Raw genomic sequence first — 22390 nt, 5'->3', positions numbered from 1 at the left:
CAGGAATTAAAAGGGATAGGTGTTTCATAGTGGTTACGGACGGCAGGTTGCACGCTGACCAGTGGTCTGGCTAAAGAGAACCGGCGGGGAATATGTCGTCGCGTGAGTGGGATCAGCCTGTGTTTGATTGTTTGAATCTCCATGAATATCGATCGGATTCGACGCAACAGAATGAGAGGAAAACGGAAGAAGGGGACTGGCTAACAAGGCTCCAGGAGTCGGCGCAATGGAGTCGGCCTTGGATTCTACAAACGAACTAAACCGACCTTGCTCCGCCACACATTTGGTGCCATACAGAGTCGTCACCGGAAACAGATTTTGCGGCAAGGGCACAATGGTACTACTCAGGAATTGAACCGGGGATTCAATGTTGACCCTGCCGTTGCCCCCGAACCGCGAACGCGCGTCTAAGAATGTAAATGGGTCCATCACGATCGCCGAATTGGCGGTGAGGGTGATATCACCTCCAGATCCTGCAACGGCGGTACTCAATATTTGACTATTTTTGAGTACGATAAAGTCTGGGTCGAAATTGATACTTCCGGCGGACCCTGATCCTTCCCTAACTCGGCTAGTCACCTGACTGTTGATCACATCAATGCGATTATCGGCCGTGAGTTTAATATTTCCACCCACCGCCGACCCCGCCTCTGTTGTCACAGAAGCCTTGTCAAGCAGGATTGAGTCACTGGCCGTAATGAAAATATCTCCGGCATTTCCCGTGCCGGTCGTGGATGCACTAATAGCGGCTCCATTTTTCATTTTGATCACGGGGGCCGTAATCCGCAAATTCCCTCCTAATCCAGTTCCTTCCGTGCTACTAAAGATTCCACTTCGAACACCTCTGGTTCCCTCAAGAATTCCCACTCCTTTTGCCAGGAATCTTTCGGTCGCCACTATTTGAATATTGCCTCCTGCTCCCGCGCCAATCGCATCCTCGCGGGGAATACTGCTGGCGGAAATCTGCCCCCCGCTCTTGATTTCTATCGTTTTCGAAGTAATGTCAATTTGACCGGCTTGACCAGGCCCATCGGTTCTGCTTGAAATAATACTTGGCAGGGGTCTTCCGATGGCATCAGGGAATGGGGCCATGCCAGATATAGTCAAATGGTCGGCTGTGAGAAGGATTTTCCCACCCCCCCCTGCATTGTCAAGCTGATGATTGAGGGTCCCATTTGCAATTTGAGCTCCCTCAGTAATTATGAGATTTTTTGCCGAGAGAATGATATCCCCAGCCTGATTTGTCCCACTCGTTCGGGCAACAATGCTGGTCGGCCTGATCGTCCGCCCATTGGCTTCAGGAAAGGGGTCTGATCCTATAGGGTTTTCTGGAAATTCCGTACGCAAAAGATATCCTGAGAGAGTTAAGCTGTCATGAGCGGTAATCGTCACGTTGCCCCGCTGAACTCCCTGAGTGCTAGATTGAGTTTCAGCGCTGATATCGGCCCCATCACGAATGACAATAGTATTGGCAGTCAGTGAAACATTCCCGGTTCCTGCCGGTCCGATAACCCCAGCGCGGATGGTGGTTGGAGCCCAACCGAATTTTCCTGATCCTCCAACCGTTCGCGCGCCGGATAGGATTATTGTATCAGCTTTAACAGTGATATTCCCTGCACGTGGACGCTGTTCTTCTGGCATGTTGGCAACGATTTCCTCTATGGCATCCGTTATGGGTATCACTCTTCCGGAGGATGACGGGGCTATGATTTCCGCCCCATCTTTCATCACGACATTTTTCGCTGTAATCGAGATATCGCCAGCATTACCAAGAGGTAAATCCGCTAGCCGATTGTCGTGTTCTTCTGCGCGTGCAATAATTCGACTTGATATTTCCTGGGTTTTGCTGGTGTTATTGATTTCTGGATCATATACGCTCATGAATCCGGAGAGAGAAACGGTTTCTTCTGCCGTGATACTCACCCGGCCGGCATGACCACTTCCCCGGCCTCTGGTTCTTGATGAAATCCATGCCCCATCCAGCATCTCAACATTTTTGGCCGTGATAGAAATGTCACCACCATGACCGGGCCCCTCTGTCCCACTAGAAATCTCACTTCTAAAAATTGTCCTGTTCTTGTCCACTTTTTCGTACGCACCTGACAATCGAATCGTATCTACGACGTCAAGGTGTATGTTTCCACCAGCTCCCGCTCCATTAAGAGCCGCATTGGAGATGAGGCCTCCGCCGTCAACAAATAGATTTTCTGCACTGATGTGAATTTCGCCTCCGCGATTCACGCCCTTTGTCTGAGCACGAACTGCACTCTGAACGACGGTTCGGGGGTTAAGTGTGTTTTGTGGAAGAAGATTTGGTGGAAACTCCGTTCGATCCGCGGTTCCCGAGATGACAAGATTTTCCTTTGCCTGTATCTGGATATCCCCGGTTTTTTCTATTCTGGTTATGGATTCCGTATCCGCCGTGACGCCCCCTCCATCTTTAATCGTGATATTGTCTGCTTCCAACAGAATGTGCCCCGCCGAGGCCGGGCCAGTCGCGCTGGCTGTTATCTCACTTGGAATAATGTCGATGACCTTTCCGTCCAATTCCGCTCCAGTAAGGTCCAGCATGGCCGCCTTAATGTTCACGGTCCCGGCCGATGGAGCATTATCGAGCCTGTTCATGTCCGGTTGCTCCTGTCCTATTGAGGCGACATGTATTTTCGCCCCATCCAGGATCCGGACAGTTTGACCGGTCATGTTAATCGTTCCGCCGGAACCCAGAAGTCCATTCCCGGGAAGAGTCAATTCACTTGCACCCGCAAAGAGACCAGATGAGGTGCTGCCATTGACTTGTGTGCCTGAAAGAAGAACGTCTCCTGTAGCCGCAATAAAGAGTTTTCCTGCATCGCCGTTGCCTCGCCCAAAGGTGCCGGCCGAAATGCGAGCCCCTTCACTTATAGTGAGATCCCCGGTCTGCACCGTGATGGTACCCGCCCGACCTGTTCCCACTGTGTTGGCAAACAAGCCGCTCACGGCCTCTTCCTCAGGCGAAAAATCAGTCAAGCGATTATCACTCCCTGATAGGATGACCTTGCCATCAGGGGCATTGACCATAATGGTTCCCGCATCCCCTTCCCCTCGGGTGCTCACTGACAGGTTTCCGCCATCAGTCAACTTCACAGAGCTTGCACTGATCGTAATCGTTCCCCCCTTTCCGCCGCCTTCTGTTTTGGCAAATATTCCGCTCGGGGTGTCCGTTTGCGCACCTGTACCCGCTATCAGGACATTCTCGCTTACGGCAATATCGACATGGCCACCGTCTTGCGCTCCCAGCGTATTGGCACGGATTTGGGATTCATGGTCGAGGACCAATCGACCACCCCGAATCAACATCTTGCCACCATGCTCTCCGCCGGCATCTATGACAGACTGGTCTGAGATCCTGATAGTGCCACCCGACCCCATGGTATGCCCATGAATATTGGATGTCTGGTCAAAAGTGTTCGCCAGGATTTCTCCCGGCGAGCCGACACTAGCCAGGGCAATCTGCCCTCCGGGGGCAGTGAGATTGCTTCGGCCAATGGTGATGTCGCCGCCTATGAGCGAAAGCGGTTGGCCTTCGGATATCGACAACGTGCTACCTTCGACCGATATGCCGGCTGGATTCGGACCGAGAAATCCAAAGGCCACAATCGGAGCAATGCTGAGAAGAGAATCCTGAGCACCGGGCAGGGCGGTGAACTGGGCCCCATCTTCAAGCCGCACATAATCAGCGGTCGTAAAATGGGTAGCCCCGCCCACATTCAAGGCAGCATTGGGGCCGAAGACTATTCCCGCGGGATTCATCAAAAAGAGATTTGCATTTCCGAAACCCTTGGTTTGAATGGTTCCAAAAATATTGGATGGATTGCCGCCGGTGACGCGACTAAGGATGTTTGAAGTCGGAAGTCCCGAATCGTTCAGGAAGTTGGCAATATTGTCCGTGGGAACACCAAAATCCCCAAAGCTATGGAAGAGATTACTTCCGCCACCCGGTCTTGTTCCACCGGTAATATCATGTTGAACCGCTCCGCCGGGAAGATGCCTCGGCGCACTGACCTGAGTATTGAGTCCGGATGAAGTAATGGGTGGTGTTTGAGCTTGAGCCGGACTTCCATCCACAATGACGAAGGTCCCAACGGATAAAAAGGCAACGAGTATCCTTCGCAATTGTCTGTGGAAGATTTTGAAAGGAAAGCGAAGCACTCGGTTCAGTCCTGACTTTTCTTTCCGGTCGAAGGTGATACTATTCTATTCCGTTTGGCTTAGGAATCAAGTGGGCTTATAAATGGAACGATCCGATCCGTGCCTCACGGGATCAGAGTTTACTGCCCGGAGGTTTGGTTACAAGCAAAGGTTCCTGATTATGCCTGATACCCTTTTGAGGGAATAAGCCAGGATATGTAAAGGTAATAGATGCGGCATTCTCTTTCAGAGGTGGGGAGTGTACCCGGGAAAGTAAGCTTTTCCCTCTTTATTTGGTGTTTTTCTAAGGTTTTAAAAACTGTTTCCAGTGAGGGGGGAGACAACCGAAGTGAAATACTCCCTCCCCATTCACCTGGATCTCGCTCAATAGAAAACAGGGAAGGAAGAAAATCTTGGAGTTGACCAAGACAAGCGCCAAAGATGCCGTATGGGAAGACCTGCTATTAAAAACAGAGCGGTGACAGGGCGTGAAATTTTGAGTTATCGCGAAGCGAGTTCACGAGCATGAGTAATATTGAGATTGCACATCGGACGAACCCGCAGAACTTCCACTGGTACGACTGCAGCGGTTTTCTCACAGGGGCAAAGAAAATTCCTTTCTGGAAGTCCTATGATCTTGCTAAGCCTGACTTCATCGGCCAAGAATGTCGCATTGCGATAGTTTTTCAGTTTCTCTGTTTGTCATTTGTCTAAAGAGTGGAATCAACTCATTGAAAGAAATACCCAAATTTCGTTCAGAAAAATTTCAGTGAGATGAATCGTGTACTTTGAGGACTGGTGAGCAGAGGTTTTGGAGAAAAGAAGCATTCTTCTAATGATGGATGATGGCATGGCAGAGGGAATGAGAGATCTGCCGATTTTGGTTTATGTCATGATGAGTTTGACGAACCGGAGCTTGATCTTAAGGGATTAGCATTGTATGACGAGGGACTGATTCAGCATCATTTTCCCCATCCCCATATACTCCCCCGGGACATTCCCTGTCTTTCTGTGTTGAGGCATCCAAATCCCGGAGCTGCGTCAGTTATAATGAAGAAGGTGACAATTGGCTAATAGCTCAGGATTTGAGAAAGGAGAGGTCGTGGAACTTCCTTGCCACTGTTTCCTTTATTTAAGAACTTGGTTGAGACCAGTAGGCACAGTACAATCCCTAAAACCATACAATCGGAAAGGAGATATCCTCTGAAAACACTCCAGTGTGTTATTTTTCTCTATATCGTCTTGCTAGGCACTGTCACATCAGGAACCGAATTTGTGAATGAACCGATCCGGATGGAACATTTTCCTCCCTATTATTATCCACATGAAGCTGTGGTCTGGGCCGGTGTTCCCATAGAGTGGATTAATGCGACCGCGTCTCCTCATACCGTTCAACATGACGATTGTGGAACAGGGAAACCGTGTCTGTTTGATTCCGGGAAGGTTGCACCGGGGAAAACATATACACTTCCTGGGCTACCCCCTGGCCGCTATTCATACCACTGCCAAATCCATCCGATTATGGGCGGTATATTAATCGTCGAGGATTCGAAAGGCAGAGATTTGCCTCCGCAATAGGGTCGCACGGTCTTTCCAGTTTGTGATAATCGTTTTTTTCGTTAAAAAAAGATTGACGATTCATTTTTACCAGGAGTCAACATGCCGAATTCAACCTGGATCGATGTGGGTGGTGTCGAAGATTTGAAGCATCAGCCGGTGCAGCAGGTGCTGATCGGACGAACCCCAGTGGCGTTAACCTACCGCAATGGGGAGTTCGGAGCGATCAATGGCGCGTGCAACCATGTAGGTGGGCCGTTGGGTGAAGGAACCTTGGACGGGGAGTACGTGGTCTGCCCCTGGCATTATTGGAAGTTTCATTATCGAACGGGCAAAGGGGAACCGGGATATGAAGAAGACGCGGTGCCGGCCTATGAGGTGAAAGTAGCGGAGGGGCGAGTCTTGATTCGGTCCACGGCGATTTCGAAACGAACTCGGAAAGCACATGAACCCCATCCGCTTGCTCGAACTCCCCACAGGGAAAAAGGTCCGATTCGGGTTCTCGGGCTTTCCACGACGGTTATGACGCCTGATCATCCTCGCTATAGTACCTCGGAAGATTTGCTTGAAGTCGGACTGAAGCATGCCTCGGAGAATCTAGATTGTGAAACCCGCTTGTTGCGTCTTCGGGATTTGTCTTTTCGCCCTTGCGAGGGTTTTTATTCCAAATCATCACGGGCCTGTACCTGGCCCTGTTCGATTACGCAGATGGATCCACAAGATGAGATGGACCAGGTCTACGAGGGTCTGGTGCATTGGGCTGATGTCATGGTGCTGGCCACTCCCATTCGGTGGGGGGCGGCCAGCAGCCTTTATTTCAAGATGGTTGAGCGGATGAACTGCATACAGAATCAAGAAACGATTTCAGATACACATCTGCTTCATAATAAAGTGGGCGGGTTTATCATTACGGGTGGGCAGGATAATATTCAGGCTGTGGCGGGACAACTGCTGGGGTTTTTCGCCGAAATCGGTGTGCAGTTCCCGCAGTTTCCCTATATTGCCCATTCCCGAGGATGGAGTGCGGAAGACATGCAAAATAATATGCGATATGTGCAGAAGTCCCAATCACTCAGGGAGGGCGCAACTGCCCTGGTAGAACGCTGTGTTCAAATGGCCAGCGTGATGATACATGGGAATTTAGGCGAATGCCGGACGGCGAGGGGCGGGCGAAAAGCCCACGAACTAGACACCAGGGCTCAATTGCATGGCTCTACAGACGCCGAAAAAAATCCAGTGGCCAAACCGGATTGAGTTTTGGGTAGGAGAAAATAACTTTTCTGTCAACTTCGAAGTCTGATCCAATCTTGTTTTGTATTGGACAACCTGCAACCCACCAATTGTTTTTGTGTCGTAAAGTATCTCGGCTTCTAAGGGATTTCAAAGTATGATGTTGAGGCTTTTTACATCAGTGCAGTGAAGTTGAATGCCTACAACATTCCCTCACGGATCCCGTGAGTCTTTTCTTCCGGTAGAGTTCGTGTTTGCCAGAATTCTGATAAAACCCTTTCATTTGGTGGAAATTTTGGGTGAGACACGAATCTTCGCCGGCTCACACTTATTCACATTTGCATGTCTGTCTGAAGGCATAACCGTTGCATTATATAGCTTTGGGTTAAATTTAATCTTTTTTCTCAAGATTCATTGGGAAATATTTAAAGTTTCGCTTCAACGCTTTATAATAGCAACCCTTTCGTTCTAACGAGATGTTTTTTTCATGTACGCGTCCCAATCCCTCCATACGCCTCTTGATCAATTGTTCAGTTTTTATCGGAAACAGGTAGTGGTCTTTCTGAAGCCGTTAGTGCTGGAGTATTATCCCGATCTTTTTGAACAACGCCAGGATGAATACCGGAAGATGATGGAACTGAGTGCCAAGATGACCGTTGTGGGACATGCCTGCGCGGAAATTGCGGGATTTCCCTATGATGCGCGTCGGCAAATGATTGGCAGTTTGTTCGGGGGTTGTTGTTTCCTTGCGGATAGCTTTATTGATGACTTTGGCTTGGATGTTGCTCATTCCTATATTGATCGGATGGATGACCTTTTGACCAAGGGTTGGTTTGAGATTCAAACGGATCGAGAAAAACTGTTTTATGTGATTATAGCTCGTTTGTTTGCTGAACGGGATGTCTTGGATCCTTTACTTCGGCAAGCCATCCTGCTGCTATTTCAAGCGCAAAAACGGGATGTGACCTTCCGCTCTGATCCTGAGATCATTCGCTCACGTCCCCGCCGAGAACAATTGCGGGTTTTACGGGAAAGTGCCAGGAACCGAAGCGGCCATGCTATTTTAGTTCTAACAGGATTTTTAGTCCCAGCGGTTCCTCTGCATTATTTAAGTATGATCTATCTCGCAGGCTCCTTGATTATGCATATTGACGATCACGGGGATTGCTATTCAGACTTGCATTATCATCGGGTGACCTATCTCAATCAGGTTGCCGACCCCGAACGCACTCTTCGTCGGATCTTTCAAGGCCATATTGCCCGTTTGCGTCAGGGGCTACCAGAAGGTTCGGGGCGGGATTTGCTGATTGCCTTTTTGACAAAATATTTTGCGACCCGTCTCAAGAAACATCGTTTGCAAAGGATACATCGAGAGTTGGCCTGGGCAGTCTATGATTAAGCCCCCAGGAAGAAGGATCAGGATCGTTTAGGAAATGGTGTGTCCGGTTTGTTCCATTTTCACAGAGGCAAACGTTTAAGGAAGAGGAAGCCCGGTGGTCAGGCGCACATAGAGTTATGGGACGTTTTCCTGAGGATGCATCGGGAAGCACAGAAGTGTATTGGGGTGATGTGTTTGCGATTGCCCTTCAGGAGCTACGATCTCAAGGAAAGGTCAGCGATGCGCGCCCCCTGTTGCGAATTGATGGCCAAGCGGAAGCGGCCATGGCCCCGTATCAATTCGATCCTGTTTATGGGAAACTCCATCGTCGGGGATGTTCGAATATTGCTGACGATTCCCGATCGGCTCTTTTCGCCAGATGGAGTATGGGGTTAGGTGAACAGGTTCTGGCTTGTTCCCATTGCCGTCCGCACCCATATCCTCGTGGCCAGGAAGCACAGGACGTAACGTTGGATATTTTATTTGGTGTGATCTCCATCCTGGATCAGTTCGGAACGGTTCTACGGGAACGTGGCAAAGAATACCGCACTTCCAGTGACGGGCAGGAACTTGAACGAAAGCTTGAAGATTTATACAAAAATCTTGATCGGCAACAAAAAGACACGCTTGGAGTCATGTTACATTCCATGGATCAGATTGTGAAATTCTTGCGAGAGGCAGATAGAAACCTGAGTCAGGTGAACGACAAGCCTGGTAATGGGCACGTCCAGACGAATGGTCATGGTATGGCGAAAAAGAAGGCCAATGAGACCGGAACGATGAAACCCAGGAATGGAAACGGCAAGCGTCCGGTGCGTCGCCAGGATTCAAGGAAATCGAAGTAATTAAGGGCGGTATGGCCAGGTCAAATTAAGGGGAAGCAATGTATTAAGGGGAACGCCCTTATTTATATACCCCGGTTTCATTTTTTACTAAAGGTGATAGAATGGCGGCCAATATGGTTCTTCGAATTAAACTTGGTCCCTTTGTCTCGTTTGAGATTGAAGGGGAAAACTGTGAAGAAATTTGTCAATCCTTGAAGGGGTTTGAACATTTGAATGAACGGATTGATGCAATGTGTAGTGATCTGGCCGAGCGGGTCTATCCGGATGGGATGACGACTCAGCAGACAGCACAGGAGGAGTCTACGTGAATTTCAAAGGCCAACTGGGTATGGAGAGTTGCCCGGATTTTTCTGTCCAGGCTAAAACCGAACCAATCGCCTTTGCCACAAAGGTCAAAGGATCTTTTGTCGCGCAGGTGAGTTCAATTTCGGTACAGGTCAGCGAGATCCCGATCAATCTTTCGATTCCGTTTCTCCGGCGGGCCGGTGGAATCCATACGGTGGCTTCGATTGGCAGTTTTGGTATAAAGCTTTCTCCATTTACCGTCGCGGTTGAAGGGGCCAATGTGCAATTAGCCGGGGTCCTAGGCACAAAAGGAATCACGACGCAACTGGAGGGGAAGGTTGGATGTAAATCCAAGCTAAGCTTCAATGGCAAACTCTTCGGGAAGATTGCCAATTGTTCCGTTGATCTCCCGGACGATGACTTTGAGGAACACGTCGACACAATGTAGATGTCCTCGTGAGCAAATGATAGAGAAAGGTTAGCCGTGCCGGTTCACACTGCACCATGTCGTCATTCCCATCCGACCTACCAGGTCTACCATCAGATCGTCTGTCAGCATCAAATTGAAGTAGAGGTCTGGCCGGCCAACGCTGAAGTGTATTTTCGTGATGAACGATATGGCGATCCTGTGAATACCCAGGTCCGATTTCAAGCTTCGGTGTATAACGGGATGAGCAGTAAGGTGAATTGGGCCGTTCAGGATCCTGCAGGAAATCCCGGGTCTGGTTCGATTGATCCGACCGGCTTATATGTCGCTCCTCCGAAAGGCAGCCTTGCTCATGGGACAACTGACATTATCATCGCCACTGCGGCGGAAAGCCCTTTTCGGAAAGCCTATGCTTTTGTCACTTTGATGGGAAATGGACCCGAGCCGCTTCCTCAACCAACACTTGAAGTTTTCCCCAAGCAGGCGTATCTCTATTATCCGCAAGGACATGACAACGCCTACATTGATCAGAGCAACACTCAACAATTATTTCGGGCGACCATTCGGCACAGTTCAGGGGCGACTGTCCAATGGCTTGTGGACTCAGTGGTGCAGGGCGGGGCGGGGACTGCTCCCTGGTTTCTCTATCAACTCAACGGATCGGGCTCTTCCAAAGTTGTGACAATTTCGGCTCGATTACAAACCCAACCGGCCATCATCGATGAGGCCAAGGCGATTCACCTAAACTATAGCTGGCCAGGACTGGTGTAGCATCAGCCAAGGAAGGGCATTCATATGGGCGATATAAAAATTAAAGAAGCAAAAAATCTCGACAAATTGCGGATCAGTGAACTGAGCAATGTTGATCCGCTAGTGATCAGCGAAGTTCGGAATATTGCCCCGGCCGCTGTTCACATTAAGGAACTGAACCATATTGATCCCCTGACTATTGAATCTCTTCGAATCGACGAAATTCGCAATCTGGATCCGATACGTGTTGAACAGTTCAATGTGACCAATCTGCCAACCGTCAATTTGTCACTCCGGCAGCTCCCTGCTGTTGATATGAATATCCGGCGCTTGCCCCCTGTGTCGATCGGACTTCATCAGGATTTTTGTCTGCCTTCCAGCTATACGTTACGCGCGCGGGTGTTAGGGATTGAACTCCTCCGCCTCAACCTGGACGGGCGGACCATGGTTTCTCCACGAGATAGGGTCAGGCGTGAGCAATCGCGTACTCCCGCGCAAAGTTTTCCTCAGGTAGCGACTGCCGGCAATCCGGCTATTCCATCTCGATCGATGACTAAAGGTTCACGGGTCGTGGCCACGGGATCACCTTGTCAGCCCATCCCTCCCTCTCATCAGCCAATGCACGGGACATTCACGGAACGACCAATAAAAGGTAAAGATGGCCTCAAGCCGGGAGGTAAATTCGGAGGAGGGAGACAAGCCCCTTCGGGTGGGTTGAAAGTGGGAAATGTGCCTTCTCATACTTTTCCGATGATCAAACCCCGATCTCAGAAGGATTTCATGGATAGTGCTGTCAGCAGCGGGGAGAATTAACTCATGTCCTGTTCGCATTCGCATTCCTCATACTCAACATACAAACCCGATGGGGCTATCACATTGGGACAAACCACTGGTCAGGCTCTTGGCCTTGCCTTACATCTGGTCGGCGCTGGTGCCCATTTTTTCCGGCACTTCATGCACGGGGTTATCTGGCAGGATCCACCTTGTTCCCACGGATGCACATGTACCATGCGTCAGGGATGTGGACCGGTTGTTCAGCACCTTTACTGTGTGCAATGCCAACCTTCACCCTGTACGTGTCATTCATGTTGTTAATCCGCACAATGTCTTTGGAGTCATGAGCATGAAGTCCGGAAGTAAAGCCACGGCCGGTAAGAACAGTAAAAAGACCCCGCAAACCCGCAGGTCTCCAACTCAAAAAACGTCGAAAGCCCAAGCCTCTGCTCATACGGATCAACGCACCAACTCTGAGGATTCGGTGTTCGGGCATGGTGATCAAATCGGCACGACGTTTGCCAAAGGATTGGATCTGGCTGAAGCGGGTTTAAGTTTGGGATTGACTCTGATTAATCGTTTTGGAACGATAATGCAAGATTCCGTGATGGAGAAATTTTCAGGGGTCATGGCAACGGCCACGGCTTCACCTCAGGAATCCGCTCCTCCGACCCCCAGCCCACGCGATCCGGCTGCTCCAATGCCTTCCTCGGAACAATCAGAAGGTATCGAACCACAGGACCCTGCCTATTACATCGCCAATCGGTTGCCGCTGACACCAGGGCAATCCGTGCAGGTGTCATTTTCTATAAATAATGATTCAATGGATTCAGCCAAGAACGTCAAGTTGAAAGTCGACGGGTTTATCGGATCGACTCAAGGTCAGGTATTTCCCTGCAAAGGCTTCACGGTCAACCCTGGAACGAAAACGATTAATCCGATGGATTTTGAAAAATTTGTGTTGAAAGGTGTCATTCCCGCTGGGCTTCCGCCGGACATTTATCATGGACGTATCCTTGTGGTTTCCGAACAGGCCATTGAAATTCCGGTGAAATTATTGGTGACGTCGGCAACGTAAAGGGAAAAGCTCTTGAGTGAGAGTTGTTCTGTCCATATGGATATTTTCTGGGAAAACCTATGACGTACGATGTGATTGTGGTTGGCGCCGGACCGGGAGGGAGCAGTACTGCCGCGTTTACGGCACGGAAGGGGCTGTCAACCTTAATCCTTGATCGAACCGATTTTCCCAGGGATAAGGTCTGTGGGGATGGGTTGACCCCTCAAGCATTATACTGGCTTGACCAGTTGGGCTGTATCGACGAAGTGCTGACGCACACCAAATCCTGTATTAAGACGTGTGACCTCTTTATTAACGGCGAATTACTGCTGACCGGGGGATTTCCGAATTCCACTCAATATCCGGATTTTTGCGTGTTGTTGGATCGCCGCCGTTTTGATCATATCCTTCTTCAACATGCCGTGGACTCCGGAGCCAAATTTCAAGCGCATTCCCTTGTTCGGGAGATTCACCAGAAACCCGATCATGCCCGTGTTGTTCTGGATCATAAAGGTCAACGCACGGAAGTACAGGGGAAAATTGTTATCGGGGCAGACGGCGTGAGCTCCGTCGTGTCACGCTCTATCGGGAACGTCTTAAAAAATGGAGCGACGGCCCTTTCTCTTCGTGCCTATTACCAAAATGTGGATGCCGAAGGCGCCCAAATAAAGGTGTATTTCGATGAGCGGTTTTTTCCAGGGTATGCGTGGGTGTTTGTGGATGATGATGGCTTTGCGAATATCGGGTTGGGGTACGCGTTTGATAAGCCGTTTCCCATGATCCCGAATCTGAAGCAGGTGTTCCAGGATTTTCTTGACCATGATTTGGGTCACCTCTTGCGTCATGCCTCACGTTGCGGAGCTGTTTCAGGTGGGGCCGTCTCATTTTTTAAACCCAAGGCCATTGTGGCCGATCGGGTGATGCTGGTGGGTGATGCCGCGAATCAAGCCGATCCACTCAATGGCGGAGGCATTCATAAAGCGATGGAAGGGGCGTATTTAGCGGCCGAAACTGCGCATCAGGCCGTGTTACAAGGAGATTGTTCCGTCCGCGTTCTTCAACAATACCAAATGCAATGGGAACAACAATTTGATTTGGACTGGCGAACGGGGGAATTATTTTTATCGGTGGCCAAAAATCCCGATTTGAAAGAATTCTGCTTATTTGTTCTTGCCAACATTGCTCGCATGACCACCCATGACCGGCAATTTCAAGAATTCTGTAGCGGAGTGTTCAGTGGGGTTCTTTCTCAGAATATTTGTCTTGTCCCGCAAGCGTTGTTTCATGCCATGCCCCGCAATCCGGCGGCCTGGTTGGCTATGTTACAATTAGACGAAAAAGGAGTGGTGACCGGGCCTTTGAGTTTAGCCACCGACGCATTGACCAGTAGTGCGAAAGCGTCAAGCCGTATGCTGATGAATCCCTGGCAAAGTTTAAACTGGAGCCTCGAGGTGATGACCAAAGTTCTTCGATTGGCCAGGGGCCATGCCGAAGGATCATTGACGCCGACGGGAACCGCATTGACTAAATGCCCCATTTGATTACCGGCAGGGAATCCCTCCCATCCGGAGAAAGGCACACATCATGGCCACCGTTATAGGATCCGTTAACAAACTGATTAATCAGACTTCCACGCAAATTCTGGAGAATCACATTCCTCAAAAATTGGCCGACATGATCAATACCGTGGTCAATACGGGTTTCCAGGTTGTGGAAGATGTGTTGAAGATTACCCAGGATTTGACAAAAGCATCGGACTCTAACGAAGGAGATTCCTAATGCATCACCATTCACCGCATTGCTGTGTCCCGACGTCCCACCATTCGTCACCGCATTGTCATTCGACTGGTTATCGCAGCATGGCTCCAATGGGGTACCCGGTCCTGATGCCAATGCCGTATTACCCCTCAGTCGGTTATGCCGGATACGGATGGGGCGGGCAGGCCACGCATTCCATGCCTCTTCCTCAAGAAGTCAGTGTGGATAGCGCAACCGGCATGAAGGAAGTGTTGATCGGAGGAACGACCAAGGCCTCATTGACCCTGGAATACGTGCCGGATGGGGGGGCGGCTTCCCCCTTGGTCAAGGTCACGGTTGAAATCGATGGAAGTATCTCAACCTGGCAGGAAACCTCCATGACGGACGGCTATCATGTGAAATCTCAATTGTTATCCATTGAGCCAGGTGCCAAAGTGACATTGGAAGTAAAAGAAGCGATGGCCCGATTGCGCTGGTGCGAAACAATTTGCTGTTGATGTTGATCGATTGAGGATGACTCAATCGTCGGCTTATTTTTTTGTGAATGGCTGTTTAATTTGAGGCAAGATTAAGGAAGGTCACGCCAATGAATTACACTCAACCGATGTATTCTGGAATTCCCACTCATGCGCACCATGGACCTGGTCACATGTCCGGACCGCTTTTTCAGCATGGGGGCGCTGGATTTTGTCCTGGTTGTTGCCATCCCAGGGCTAAATGCTGTTGCGGGCATCGCGAATGTCGGAAGGAAGCCAAGGAATTGCTTGTAGAAGCAGACACTAATGTGGATGGAAAGACGGATTCCCATTCCATGGTCCTCCAGCGGGTCCGGGCAATGGCCATGTTTGCAGCTCCGGTTGAACTGTCAGTCGACGATACAGTCGGCAAGAATGCAGAGACGAAGGCTGCCGTGGCTCCAATTGTCGGCGAGGTGGATGTGCGAGGAAAAGCGGGAATAGGAAAAGCTTTTATCGGGGGCGGATGTTGCGTGCATCTATCCATCGAATATACTCCGACGAATGCCGCATCAACTGCCCCAGCCCTGGTCATGGTCGCCGTACAGGACAGCGAAAAAACAACTCTGGGATGGGTGAAACAGGCTGAGCCTCAGGATGGCTATGTCATTAAGGAAGGCATTATCACAACCAAACCAGGCGCTCATCTGACGGTCTTGGTCGTCAACATGACCGCCAGGGTTCGATGGTGTGAAGTCTTTAGTTGTTAATCGGTTTAACCAGGAGCATAACAATGGCGGCAACACCAAAAAGTTCTTCAAAAGGAAAAAATGTCGGCGCAGCCAACAAGGCCAAAGTGGAATTTCAGGAATATAAAAAACGAATTGAACATGCTCCGGCCGCAGAACACGGCGGCCCTCAGTTCGGCACGGGTGCGACAGGAATGCCTCAAATGCCTATGGGATGGCCTTTCCCCCCTATGACTGGTTTCATGCCTCAGGTTCCCCAGATGCCTCATTTGAATCCGGCCTTGGGACAAACGGTCAGCGAGACAAGTGGGGAAATTGCTGATCGGGTAGGGGAAACCTTGAAATTGGGAATGGATCTTTTGAACTCGGGGTTGGGTGTCGGATTACGATTCCTTCAAGGGCTAGCTGGCCCTGATTACCATCACGGAGATGCTGGGTGGGGCCATGCCCACGGTGCCGGCGACTATTCTCATGGATCTCACGGATACGGGTGCCAAATGACCTGTGGCTGCGATTGTGCGGATTGTTGTCAGCACTTAGGGTGCGCATCCTCCTGCTGTTGTTCTCCCAGCGTCGGCTCGTGTTGTTGAACGTCAGTTTTGGAAGACTCTTAGCGAATTTCTTCTTCTGCCTTTAGCCCGGAGTTTCCTGTGACTCCGGGTTTTTTTTTTCTTTGTACCATAACGCCCGCATCTTTCTCATGAACAAGATTCCGGTTCTGTATCCATGAGAAATCATCAACCCGCTTCGGACATTTCCTGGACTCGTGACGCGATCCTCTATCAGATTTTTCCGGACCGGTTTGCGCGAAATAGCCACGAGACTAAGTCCGGACCTGGTATCGTACCCTGGAGATCCAAGCCCACAGCCCACGGGTTTATGGGGGGTACTCTCCGGGGAATCACTGAACGCCTCGATTATCTCTTGGACCTTGGTGTGAATCTTATTTATCTGGCGCCCATTTTTTTTGCCTCGGCCAATCATCGATACAATACTTACGATTACTTTAGGATTGATCCTCGTCTTGGTACATTAGCAGACTTTCAGGGATTGTTGTCCAAGGCTCACGCCAATGACATTCGCGTATTGTTGGATGGTGTATTCAATCATTGCGGCCGGGGCTTCTTTCCCTTTTATGACGTGATGGAGCGTGGTCAGGCATCCCCCTTCGCATCCTGGTTTTACATCACACGATTTCCGGTCAATGCGTTTGGACCATTTAATTATCGGGGCTGGCAAGAGCGGCCCCTCATGCCTATTCTCAATTTAGCCAATCCTGCCACACGACGGTACTTTCTTGAGGTGGCAGCATATTGGACGAATCAGGGTATTGATGGATGGCGATTGGATGCGGTGGCTGATGTCCGGGGACATCGATTTTGGAAAGCGCTCTGGCATGAAGTCAAAACGATTAACCCCTCCGCGTATATGCTGGCGGAAATCTGGGGTCCCGGTCGCTCCTGGATTCGGGATGGACAATTTGACGGAGGAACGAACTACGTATTCCGTCAGATCGTGTTGGACTATTTTATTCAAGGTTCCATTTCAACCAGGAAGTTTGTGTCCCGCGTGAGCAAACTGCTTCGGATGTATCCATGGAAAAAGACCTCAGCGATGGTGAACCTGTTAGGGTCCCATGACACTGAACGCCTTTATACCGTAGCTCAAGGAAATATTGAACGGCTGAAGTTAGCCCTGCTGTTTCAGTTTGTCTTCCCAGGGATACCGGCAGTGTATTATGGGGATGAAATCGGGATGGAGGGAGAAAAGGACCCGGACAATCGTAGGGGCATGGAATGGAATCAGAGCAAATGGAATGACGAGTTGCGGGATTTTACCAAGCGACTTGTCGCAATCCGGAAATCTCTTCCAACGTTACGACAGGGGGATTGGAAGGTAATCCAGGAATTCCAAGATCAACAGTGCTGTGTATTTCTGAGAAAGACGAAAAGAAGCGTTGTGTTTATTCTTATTCATAATGATGATCATCCGGTCTCCATTCAGATTGATCTCGCCCAGTGGGTAGGGAAGACCGCTCGATGGCTTGAGGACCACCTCACGGGAAATAAGTTCAAGTGTGAAAAGGGAAAGGTGGTCTTAGCCGATTTTGGACCACGTTCAGGGATGATACTGACTCCTGTGAGCCAGGCTGGTGCGTGAGAAGTTTATAGTAGCAAATGAAATTCCCGGATACTCAATGGTCTGGTTACCCGTGGTTTCTCCACATTCGGCCGTCTTTGGCCAATAAGGCATCGGCTTCGGGTGGTCCCCAGCTACCCGAGCTATAGGGACGAATAGCATGCGAACCCAGGCTCTCCCATACTTTGACGATGGGATCGACGATACTCCAGCCCACCTCGACGCTATCGCTTCGCTGAAAAAGTGTCGCGTCTCCAGCCATCACGTCGTGTAGAAGCGTTTCATAGCCCGTGCTTGGGGCATCACCGAAATATTCCGCATATTGGAAATCCATATCTACTGTCCCTACCTGGACTTTGGGTCCGGGTATTTTCGCTCCAAAACTTAAGGAAATGCCTTCGTCCGGTTGAATGCGAATGACCAGCACATTCGGCGTGAGTCGGTCGACGGGGGTCTTACGAAATAACATCAGCGGGGCCGATTTGAATTGAATGACCACTTCGGTAACACGGGTGTGTAATCGTTTCCCGGTCCGAAGGTAAAAGGGCACGCCTTCCCATCGCCAACTTTCAATGCCTAAGGTCATGGCGGCAAACGTTTCGGTCAGGGAGGCTGGATCGACATCCTTTTCTGTTCGATAAGGAAGGACGCTATGACCATTAATCGATCCGGCTTCATACTGTCCGGCGACTGTTGATTGCAAGACTTCTACGGGGTTCATGGGCTGGATGGCGCGAAGGACCTTGGCTTTCTCGTTCCGAACTGCTTCAGGATCAAACGTATTGGGTGGCTCCATCGCCACGAATGCCAAAATTTGCAAGAGGTGATTGGAGACCATATCGCGGAGCGCACCGGCTTTTTCATAATAGGCCCCGCGATGCTCAACTCCTAAGGTTTCCGCCACAGTAATTTGGACATGATCAATGTATTGACGGTTCCAGATGGGTTCAAAGATGCCGTTCGCAAAACGAAATATTAAAATGTTTTGTACGGTTTCTTTTCCCAGATAATGATCGATCCGATAAATCTGACTTTCATCTAACACCTGTTTCAGAGCTTGATTGAGCGATCGGGCCGATGGCAAATCATGGCCGAATGGCTTTTCAATCACAATTCGCCGTGAAAATTCTTTGCGATACTCCACTAATCCTTTGGCACCAAGTTGTTGCACGATTTCCGAAAAAAATGTCGGAGCCGTGGCCATGTAATAGAGGTAATTCCCCTGGGTTCCGTGTGTGGTATTTAATTGTGTCAGCAGAACCTGAAGGCGTTCGTAGGTCTGAGGATCCCGGAAATCCCCTGAAAGGTAATGCAGACGATCAAGGAGCCATTCTTTGATCGTGGCATCGATGGGACGGGGACACAATTCATCGATGTCCTGACGGATCTTATCCCGAAAGTCATTCGTATGCATGGGGATCCCATCTATCCCAAGGATGGCAAACTCTTGAGGAAGATGATGGCTTGATGCCAGGTTATATAAGGCAGGGATCAATTTTCGCTTCGTGAGATCTCCCTGGGCACCAAAGATGACAAATAATGTGGGTGGTCGCGTCTGGCCATTACCCCGCTGTTGGAAGAGGGGACTTTCTTTCAAGTCTTCTGCTTGATCAAAAACAGGATGGGACGGTTTCACTGGTCTGCTTGCCTTTCCGGAAGTAGCATTCGCCATTGGTGTCCATGGAGGAAATATTCCAACGAGGGTTGGATCTTGATTCCTAAGATGGTCTTTTCATGATAAAAAAGGCTGCGATAATGGGACGCAGCCTCCAAAACCGTGACCAACATACTTTTTACTATACCATTTCCAGTAGTAAGCGCTATCCATAAGTAACTCTCCTCTACCATAAGGAAATAACGAATTCATGCGTCATCTGAATGGAGACCTCCTTCAGTGAACCATCCCTGAGAAGTTAGACCGACTGGCGAGCCATGTTGGGTTTATCAATGGGGAGGGTCCGGTTTCCGGAGTAGTGCGGCTTCTCTTCTATTGTCCCAGTGCGGCATCAGGTGGTTTCTGGGCAGAATGATTTGACTCAGAACCCCATGCTCGACATATGGGACTATGGTATGATGATTTGAAAAGGATCTTTTTTACTCTGTCCTGTTTAGGCCTATGCTGCCTCCCCGAGCTTTCTCTTTACTCCTCTCCAGAGCAGGATTTTTGTCAGATGCCTTGACACGTTCAAAATTATTTCCTAGCTATTTGATTGCGTTGGCACTCGTAATATTACTTGGGGATTACGTAGCAGGTCCGACCATTCAGTTTCCCATTTTGTATCTTATTCCGGTGTCTCTCGCCTCCTGGTATAGTGGATTTTTCTGGGGACTATTCTTTGCGGTGACGATGTCTCTTATCCGCTTGTATTTTTATGGCATGCTATGGCCCATTCATCTGGCCATGTTTGATGCTTCGATCAACACCATTATCAGGATCCTGGTGCTAGGTGGTATGGCATTTTTGGTCAATCGAACCGCCGAGCAAACACGAGCCTTGGCCCAAAGGGTCAACGTATTGGAGGGGTTTCTCCCTATTTGTAGTTTTTGCAAAAAGATTCGTGATCAGAACAACATCTGGCAACCGCTCGAACAATTTATTACTGATCGATCTAATGCTCAATTTACACATGGGTTTTGTCCCGAGTGTGGCCAACGCCATTATGGGGATATTTTGAAAATGGGTGATCAACCGACAAAAGAATCCTAATTCTTAGGATGAGGGCATCAAATAAGAGCGAGAATATGATCGGCATTATTTCTGATACGCATGGACTTGTTCGCCCTCAGGTGATTGAGGCGTTGACCGGAGCTGAATTGATTATCCACGCCGGAGATATCGGAAACCCTGACGTCCTGAAGATGCTGGAGACGATCGCTCCGGTGATCGCTGTTCGTGGAAATAATGATCATGACCCTTGGGCTGAGGAAATTCCTCTGACGAATGTCGTCGAACATCAATCATATTTATTTTATGTCTTGCATGAACTGGATGACTTGGATTTAGACCCTGTCGCCTCGGAAATTTCTGCTGTCATTTTTGGTCATTCCCATCGTGCCTCTGCTGAGAGACGCAAGGGAGTACTCTACCTCAATCCTGGCAGCGCCGGTCCTCGTCGATTTACTCTTCCGATTACCGTAGCCTGTCTTCATTTGACGGATACCGGCCTTACCCCTGAAATTATTGAGATTGAAAATTAAGTCAGAGAGGAGGAGAAATGGTGAGTCTTCTGTGAGCCGCCTTGTCCACTCTTGTGAAATGGTTAAGATTTGGGTGGGGTTACCGATTGCTCTCTGATCAAGGGGATATTGATGTGCAATACCCCTTGAGGACATGAAAATGGTACGCGGATGAAAACATGGGGATGAAAGTCTTGGGTTAAAGCCTTAATATATTTAAGAGAGTGAATGCATGATTAGGTTTCCAAATATAAACGAAGGGTGTTTTCATGTCCCAAGGTGACATGTCCGACTTTACATTCTCCACTCAGGGAACAGGTTCGTTTGATCGCCAGCACGACGGCCGGGCTTTCATCTGAGCGATAAATGACATCTTCAATGCGAATCTCTACTGCTTTTTCTTGATCTTCCTGGTCTAAATATTCAGTTTCACCCATGGACAACCCCTTGTTAATTATGAACGATTCGGCGTGTGCGTACTATCCAATAGACCAAGAACCGTGCCAGAAATCGCTGATAAAGAAATTGATAAAAGGCTTGAAAAGCAGGAGAGTTTTACCTGATTTGTCCTGTGTGGATTTTGACACCGGGCAAGGTCTGCCCGGGCTAGGTAAAAAAGATTTGCTGAATCTCTTCTGGATGATGACACAGGGAGGGAGAGGAAAGATTTCTCAGTTTACTCCTGATTGTTATGCGTCCAAGGATTCAATGTATCGGTTAAAGACCCAACCTTCGAGATCTTGTCCGGACGAAAGTGCGCTTGGATCTACATCCACTTTTGTCCATCGATCCTGTTTCTCCAAAGCGAGGAGTTTCGTTCCCTTGGTGAGGGGAGAGGCCACAATGTCATATTCCGAACCGGGACCGGAGCGAATATTTAACGCAGATGCCATCACCTGATACCAATCACCTTCCTCCTGTGATCTTCCAATTACCAATGCACGGATATGGTCTAGAGGAAAAGCGGGGCCCGGATCTCGCTTCCGATCAGGGGCAATGTCGTCATGTCCAAGAATATCCTTTAAGGCATACTGTGAAACCAGTATTTTGGCTAGTTCCACCGCAATGAGAATTTGTTTTTCGGAAAAGGCATGCCACCATTTCGGCTCGGTGTCTAATTTATGGGTAGCAAACATGGCCTGGGATTTTGGATATGGTTTCCCAAACCACGCCGTCAATTTGGTTCCCACTGCGATTAATGGCCCGGCATTATCCATTTCAATCCCAATCGAATGCTGATTAAGGCCTGTTAGGCCATCCCAATGACTCACCCCCGCATGCCAGGTTTTTGTGATAAAGGGTGCAAGCTGGGTAATTGTTCCATCCCGGCCTACGACCAGATGGGCTGAGGCTTTTGCTAGGGGGTTTGTCAACCAGGCAATCGAGGATTGGGAGCTTCGTCCGGCTGTATAATGAAAGACCAAGTAGGACGGTTGGAGAGTCCCACCCTTATTTGGAGTCTCTAGGTAGTTAACCTTGTTTCCCTCTAACCGGTGGTTTACAAGACGAAACAGTGAAGAATCAGGGGCAGTGGCCAGTTGCCCTCGACTGGACGACCCCGTCCTTGATGAGCTTGGAGTGGAATGTTTGCGAGGGGTTTTTCTGGCAGGAGCCATGCTCATTTTCCTGTTTTAAGAATTTT

The 22390-nt window shown here is 49.4% G+C and carries 21 protein-coding genes; 17 read left to right on the top strand and 4 right to left on the bottom strand.

The window, feature by feature from the left end:
- Nucleotides 1-33: 33 nt before the first annotated feature.
- Nucleotides 34-4188 carry a filamentous hemagglutinin N-terminal domain-containing protein gene (locus PJI16_20675; GenBank protein ID MDT3779980.1) on the bottom strand — a complete coding sequence of 1385 codons (4155 nt, stop codon included), beginning with the start codon at nucleotides 4186-4188 and terminating at the stop codon, nucleotides 34-36.
- A 1254-nt stretch (nucleotides 4189-5442) separates the two neighbouring features.
- Between PJI16_20675 and PJI16_20670 the strand changes: the two genes are divergently transcribed.
- The 15 genes from PJI16_20670 to PJI16_20600 all read left to right on the top strand — a co-directional run bounded on the left by PJI16_20670 (nucleotide 5443) and on the right by PJI16_20600 (nucleotide 17592).
- Nucleotides 5443-5745, top strand: a complete 303-nt coding sequence (locus PJI16_20670) for a cupredoxin domain-containing protein (protein ID MDT3779979.1) — start codon at nucleotides 5443-5445, stop codon at nucleotides 5743-5745.
- 81 nt (nucleotides 5746-5826) lie between these two features.
- A complete protein-coding gene (locus PJI16_20665; GenBank protein ID MDT3779978.1) occupies nucleotides 5827-6978 on the top strand; it encodes an NAD(P)H-dependent oxidoreductase in 1152 nt (383 codons plus the stop codon).
- A 463-nt stretch (nucleotides 6979-7441) separates the two neighbouring features.
- Nucleotides 7442-8353, top strand: coding sequence for a hypothetical protein (locus PJI16_20660; GenBank protein MDT3779977.1), 912 nt, complete (start codon nucleotides 7442-7444; stop codon nucleotides 8351-8353).
- 116 nt (nucleotides 8354-8469) lie between these two features.
- On the top strand, nucleotides 8470-9177 hold the full coding sequence (locus tag PJI16_20655; protein ID MDT3779976.1) for a hypothetical protein: 708 nt from the start codon (nucleotides 8470-8472) through the stop codon (nucleotides 9175-9177).
- Between the two features lie 101 nt (nucleotides 9178-9278).
- Nucleotides 9279-9485, top strand: a complete 207-nt coding sequence (locus PJI16_20650) for a hypothetical protein (GenBank protein ID MDT3779975.1) — start codon at nucleotides 9279-9281, stop codon at nucleotides 9483-9485.
- Nucleotides 9482-9910 (top strand): hypothetical protein, encoded by a 429-nt coding sequence (locus PJI16_20645; protein MDT3779974.1) that lies wholly within the window; start codon nucleotides 9482-9484, stop codon nucleotides 9908-9910. The genes PJI16_20650 and PJI16_20645 overlap by 4 nt, the downstream gene beginning before the upstream one ends.
- A gap of 36 nt (nucleotides 9911-9946) precedes the next feature.
- The gene (locus PJI16_20640; protein MDT3779973.1) at nucleotides 9947-10660 is read left to right on the top strand and encodes a hypothetical protein; all 714 of its coding nucleotides are present in this window, start codon (nucleotides 9947-9949) and stop codon (nucleotides 10658-10660) included.
- 24 nt (nucleotides 10661-10684) lie between these two features.
- Nucleotides 10685-11452, top strand: a complete 768-nt coding sequence (locus PJI16_20635; protein ID MDT3779972.1) for a hypothetical protein — start codon at nucleotides 10685-10687, stop codon at nucleotides 11450-11452.
- Between the two features lie 310 nt (nucleotides 11453-11762).
- A complete protein-coding gene (locus PJI16_20630; protein ID MDT3779971.1) occupies nucleotides 11763-12491 on the top strand; it encodes a hypothetical protein in 729 nt (242 codons plus the stop codon).
- 59 nt (nucleotides 12492-12550) lie between these two features.
- Nucleotides 12551-14011 (top strand): geranylgeranyl reductase family protein, encoded by a 1461-nt coding sequence (locus PJI16_20625; protein ID MDT3779970.1) that lies wholly within the window; start codon nucleotides 12551-12553, stop codon nucleotides 14009-14011.
- Between the two features lie 43 nt (nucleotides 14012-14054).
- Nucleotides 14055-14249, top strand: coding sequence for a hypothetical protein (locus PJI16_20620; protein MDT3779969.1), 195 nt, complete (start codon nucleotides 14055-14057; stop codon nucleotides 14247-14249).
- Entirely contained in the window at nucleotides 14249-14725 is a 477-nt protein-coding gene (locus PJI16_20615; GenBank protein ID MDT3779968.1) for a hypothetical protein, read from the top strand. The genes PJI16_20620 and PJI16_20615 overlap by 1 nt, the downstream gene beginning before the upstream one ends.
- An 89-nt stretch (nucleotides 14726-14814) precedes the next feature.
- Nucleotides 14815-15453, top strand: coding sequence for a hypothetical protein (locus tag PJI16_20610; GenBank protein MDT3779967.1), 639 nt, complete (start codon nucleotides 14815-14817; stop codon nucleotides 15451-15453).
- Nucleotides 15454-15476: 23 nt separating this feature from the next.
- On the top strand, nucleotides 15477-16022 hold the full coding sequence (locus PJI16_20605; protein ID MDT3779966.1) for a hypothetical protein: 546 nt from the start codon (nucleotides 15477-15479) through the stop codon (nucleotides 16020-16022).
- Nucleotides 16023-16158: 136 nt separating this feature from the next.
- The gene (locus tag PJI16_20600; GenBank protein ID MDT3779965.1) at nucleotides 16159-17592 is read left to right on the top strand and encodes a glycoside hydrolase family 13 protein; all 1434 of its coding nucleotides are present in this window, start codon (nucleotides 16159-16161) and stop codon (nucleotides 17590-17592) included.
- A 46-nt stretch (nucleotides 17593-17638) separates the two neighbouring features.
- On the opposite strand, the gene zwf is transcribed toward PJI16_20600, so the two are convergent.
- Nucleotides 17639-19168, bottom strand: a complete 1530-nt coding sequence (zwf, locus tag PJI16_20595; GenBank protein ID MDT3779964.1) for a glucose-6-phosphate dehydrogenase — start codon at nucleotides 19166-19168, stop codon at nucleotides 17639-17641.
- A gap of 579 nt (nucleotides 19169-19747) precedes the next feature.
- Between zwf and PJI16_20590 the strand changes: the two genes are divergently transcribed.
- Together PJI16_20590 and PJI16_20585 are read left to right on the top strand one after the other, a co-directional pair.
- Nucleotides 19748-20278, top strand: a complete 531-nt coding sequence (locus tag PJI16_20590) for a hypothetical protein (GenBank protein ID MDT3779963.1) — start codon at nucleotides 19748-19750, stop codon at nucleotides 20276-20278.
- A 35-nt stretch (nucleotides 20279-20313) separates the two neighbouring features.
- On the top strand, nucleotides 20314-20769 hold the full coding sequence (locus tag PJI16_20585; protein MDT3779962.1) for a metallophosphoesterase family protein: 456 nt from the start codon (nucleotides 20314-20316) through the stop codon (nucleotides 20767-20769).
- Nucleotides 20770-20984: 215 nt separating this feature from the next.
- Here PJI16_20585 and PJI16_20580 read toward each other — a convergent pair whose 3' ends face one another.
- Nucleotides 20985-21185, bottom strand: coding sequence for a hypothetical protein (locus PJI16_20580; protein MDT3779961.1), 201 nt, complete (start codon nucleotides 21183-21185; stop codon nucleotides 20985-20987).
- Between the two features lie 252 nt (nucleotides 21186-21437).
- Nucleotides 21438-22364, bottom strand: a complete 927-nt coding sequence (locus tag PJI16_20575; protein MDT3779960.1) for an N-acetylmuramoyl-L-alanine amidase — start codon at nucleotides 22362-22364, stop codon at nucleotides 21438-21440.
- Nucleotides 22365-22390 lie beyond the last annotated feature (26 nt).

The organism is Nitrospira sp. MA-1 (genome assembly GCA_032139905.1).
Taxonomy (GTDB): Bacteria; Nitrospirota; Nitrospiria; order Nitrospirales; family UBA8639; genus Nitrospira_E.
Note: the sequence above shows the minus strand (reverse complement) of the source record. Positions and strands in the feature narration are given on the sequence as shown.

Coding starts and splice junctions, on each gene's coding strand:
- PJI16_20665 (MDT3779978.1), top strand. CDS start 5,827: ATGCCGAATTCAACCTGGATCGATGTGGGTGGTGTCGAAGATTTGAAG.
- PJI16_20660 (MDT3779977.1), top strand. CDS start 7,442: ATGTACGCGTCCCAATCCCTCCATACGCCTCTTGATCAATTGTTCAGT.
- PJI16_20655 (MDT3779976.1), top strand. CDS start 8,470: ATGGGACGTTTTCCTGAGGATGCATCGGGAAGCACAGAAGTGTATTGG.
- PJI16_20650 (MDT3779975.1), top strand. CDS start 9,279: ATGGCGGCCAATATGGTTCTTCGAATTAAACTTGGTCCCTTTGTCTCG.
- PJI16_20635 (MDT3779972.1), top strand. CDS start 10,685: ATGGGCGATATAAAAATTAAAGAAGCAAAAAATCTCGACAAATTGCGG.
- PJI16_20630 (MDT3779971.1), top strand. CDS start 11,763: ATGAAGTCCGGAAGTAAAGCCACGGCCGGTAAGAACAGTAAAAAGACC.
- PJI16_20625 (MDT3779970.1), top strand. CDS start 12,551: ATGACGTACGATGTGATTGTGGTTGGCGCCGGACCGGGAGGGAGCAGT.
- PJI16_20620 (MDT3779969.1), top strand. CDS start 14,055: ATGGCCACCGTTATAGGATCCGTTAACAAACTGATTAATCAGACTTCC.
- PJI16_20615 (MDT3779968.1), top strand. CDS start 14,249: ATGCATCACCATTCACCGCATTGCTGTGTCCCGACGTCCCACCATTCG.
- PJI16_20610 (MDT3779967.1), top strand. CDS start 14,815: ATGAATTACACTCAACCGATGTATTCTGGAATTCCCACTCATGCGCAC.
- PJI16_20605 (MDT3779966.1), top strand. CDS start 15,477: ATGGCGGCAACACCAAAAAGTTCTTCAAAAGGAAAAAATGTCGGCGCA.
- PJI16_20600 (MDT3779965.1), top strand. CDS start 16,159: ATGAGAAATCATCAACCCGCTTCGGACATTTCCTGGACTCGTGACGCG.
- PJI16_20585 (MDT3779962.1), top strand. CDS start 20,314: ATGATCGGCATTATTTCTGATACGCATGGACTTGTTCGCCCTCAGGTG.
- PJI16_20580 (MDT3779961.1), bottom strand. CDS start 21,185: ATGGGTGAAACTGAATATTTAGACCAGGAAGATCAAGAAAAAGCAGTA.
- PJI16_20575 (MDT3779960.1), bottom strand. CDS start 22,364: ATGGCTCCTGCCAGAAAAACCCCTCGCAAACATTCCACTCCAAGCTCA.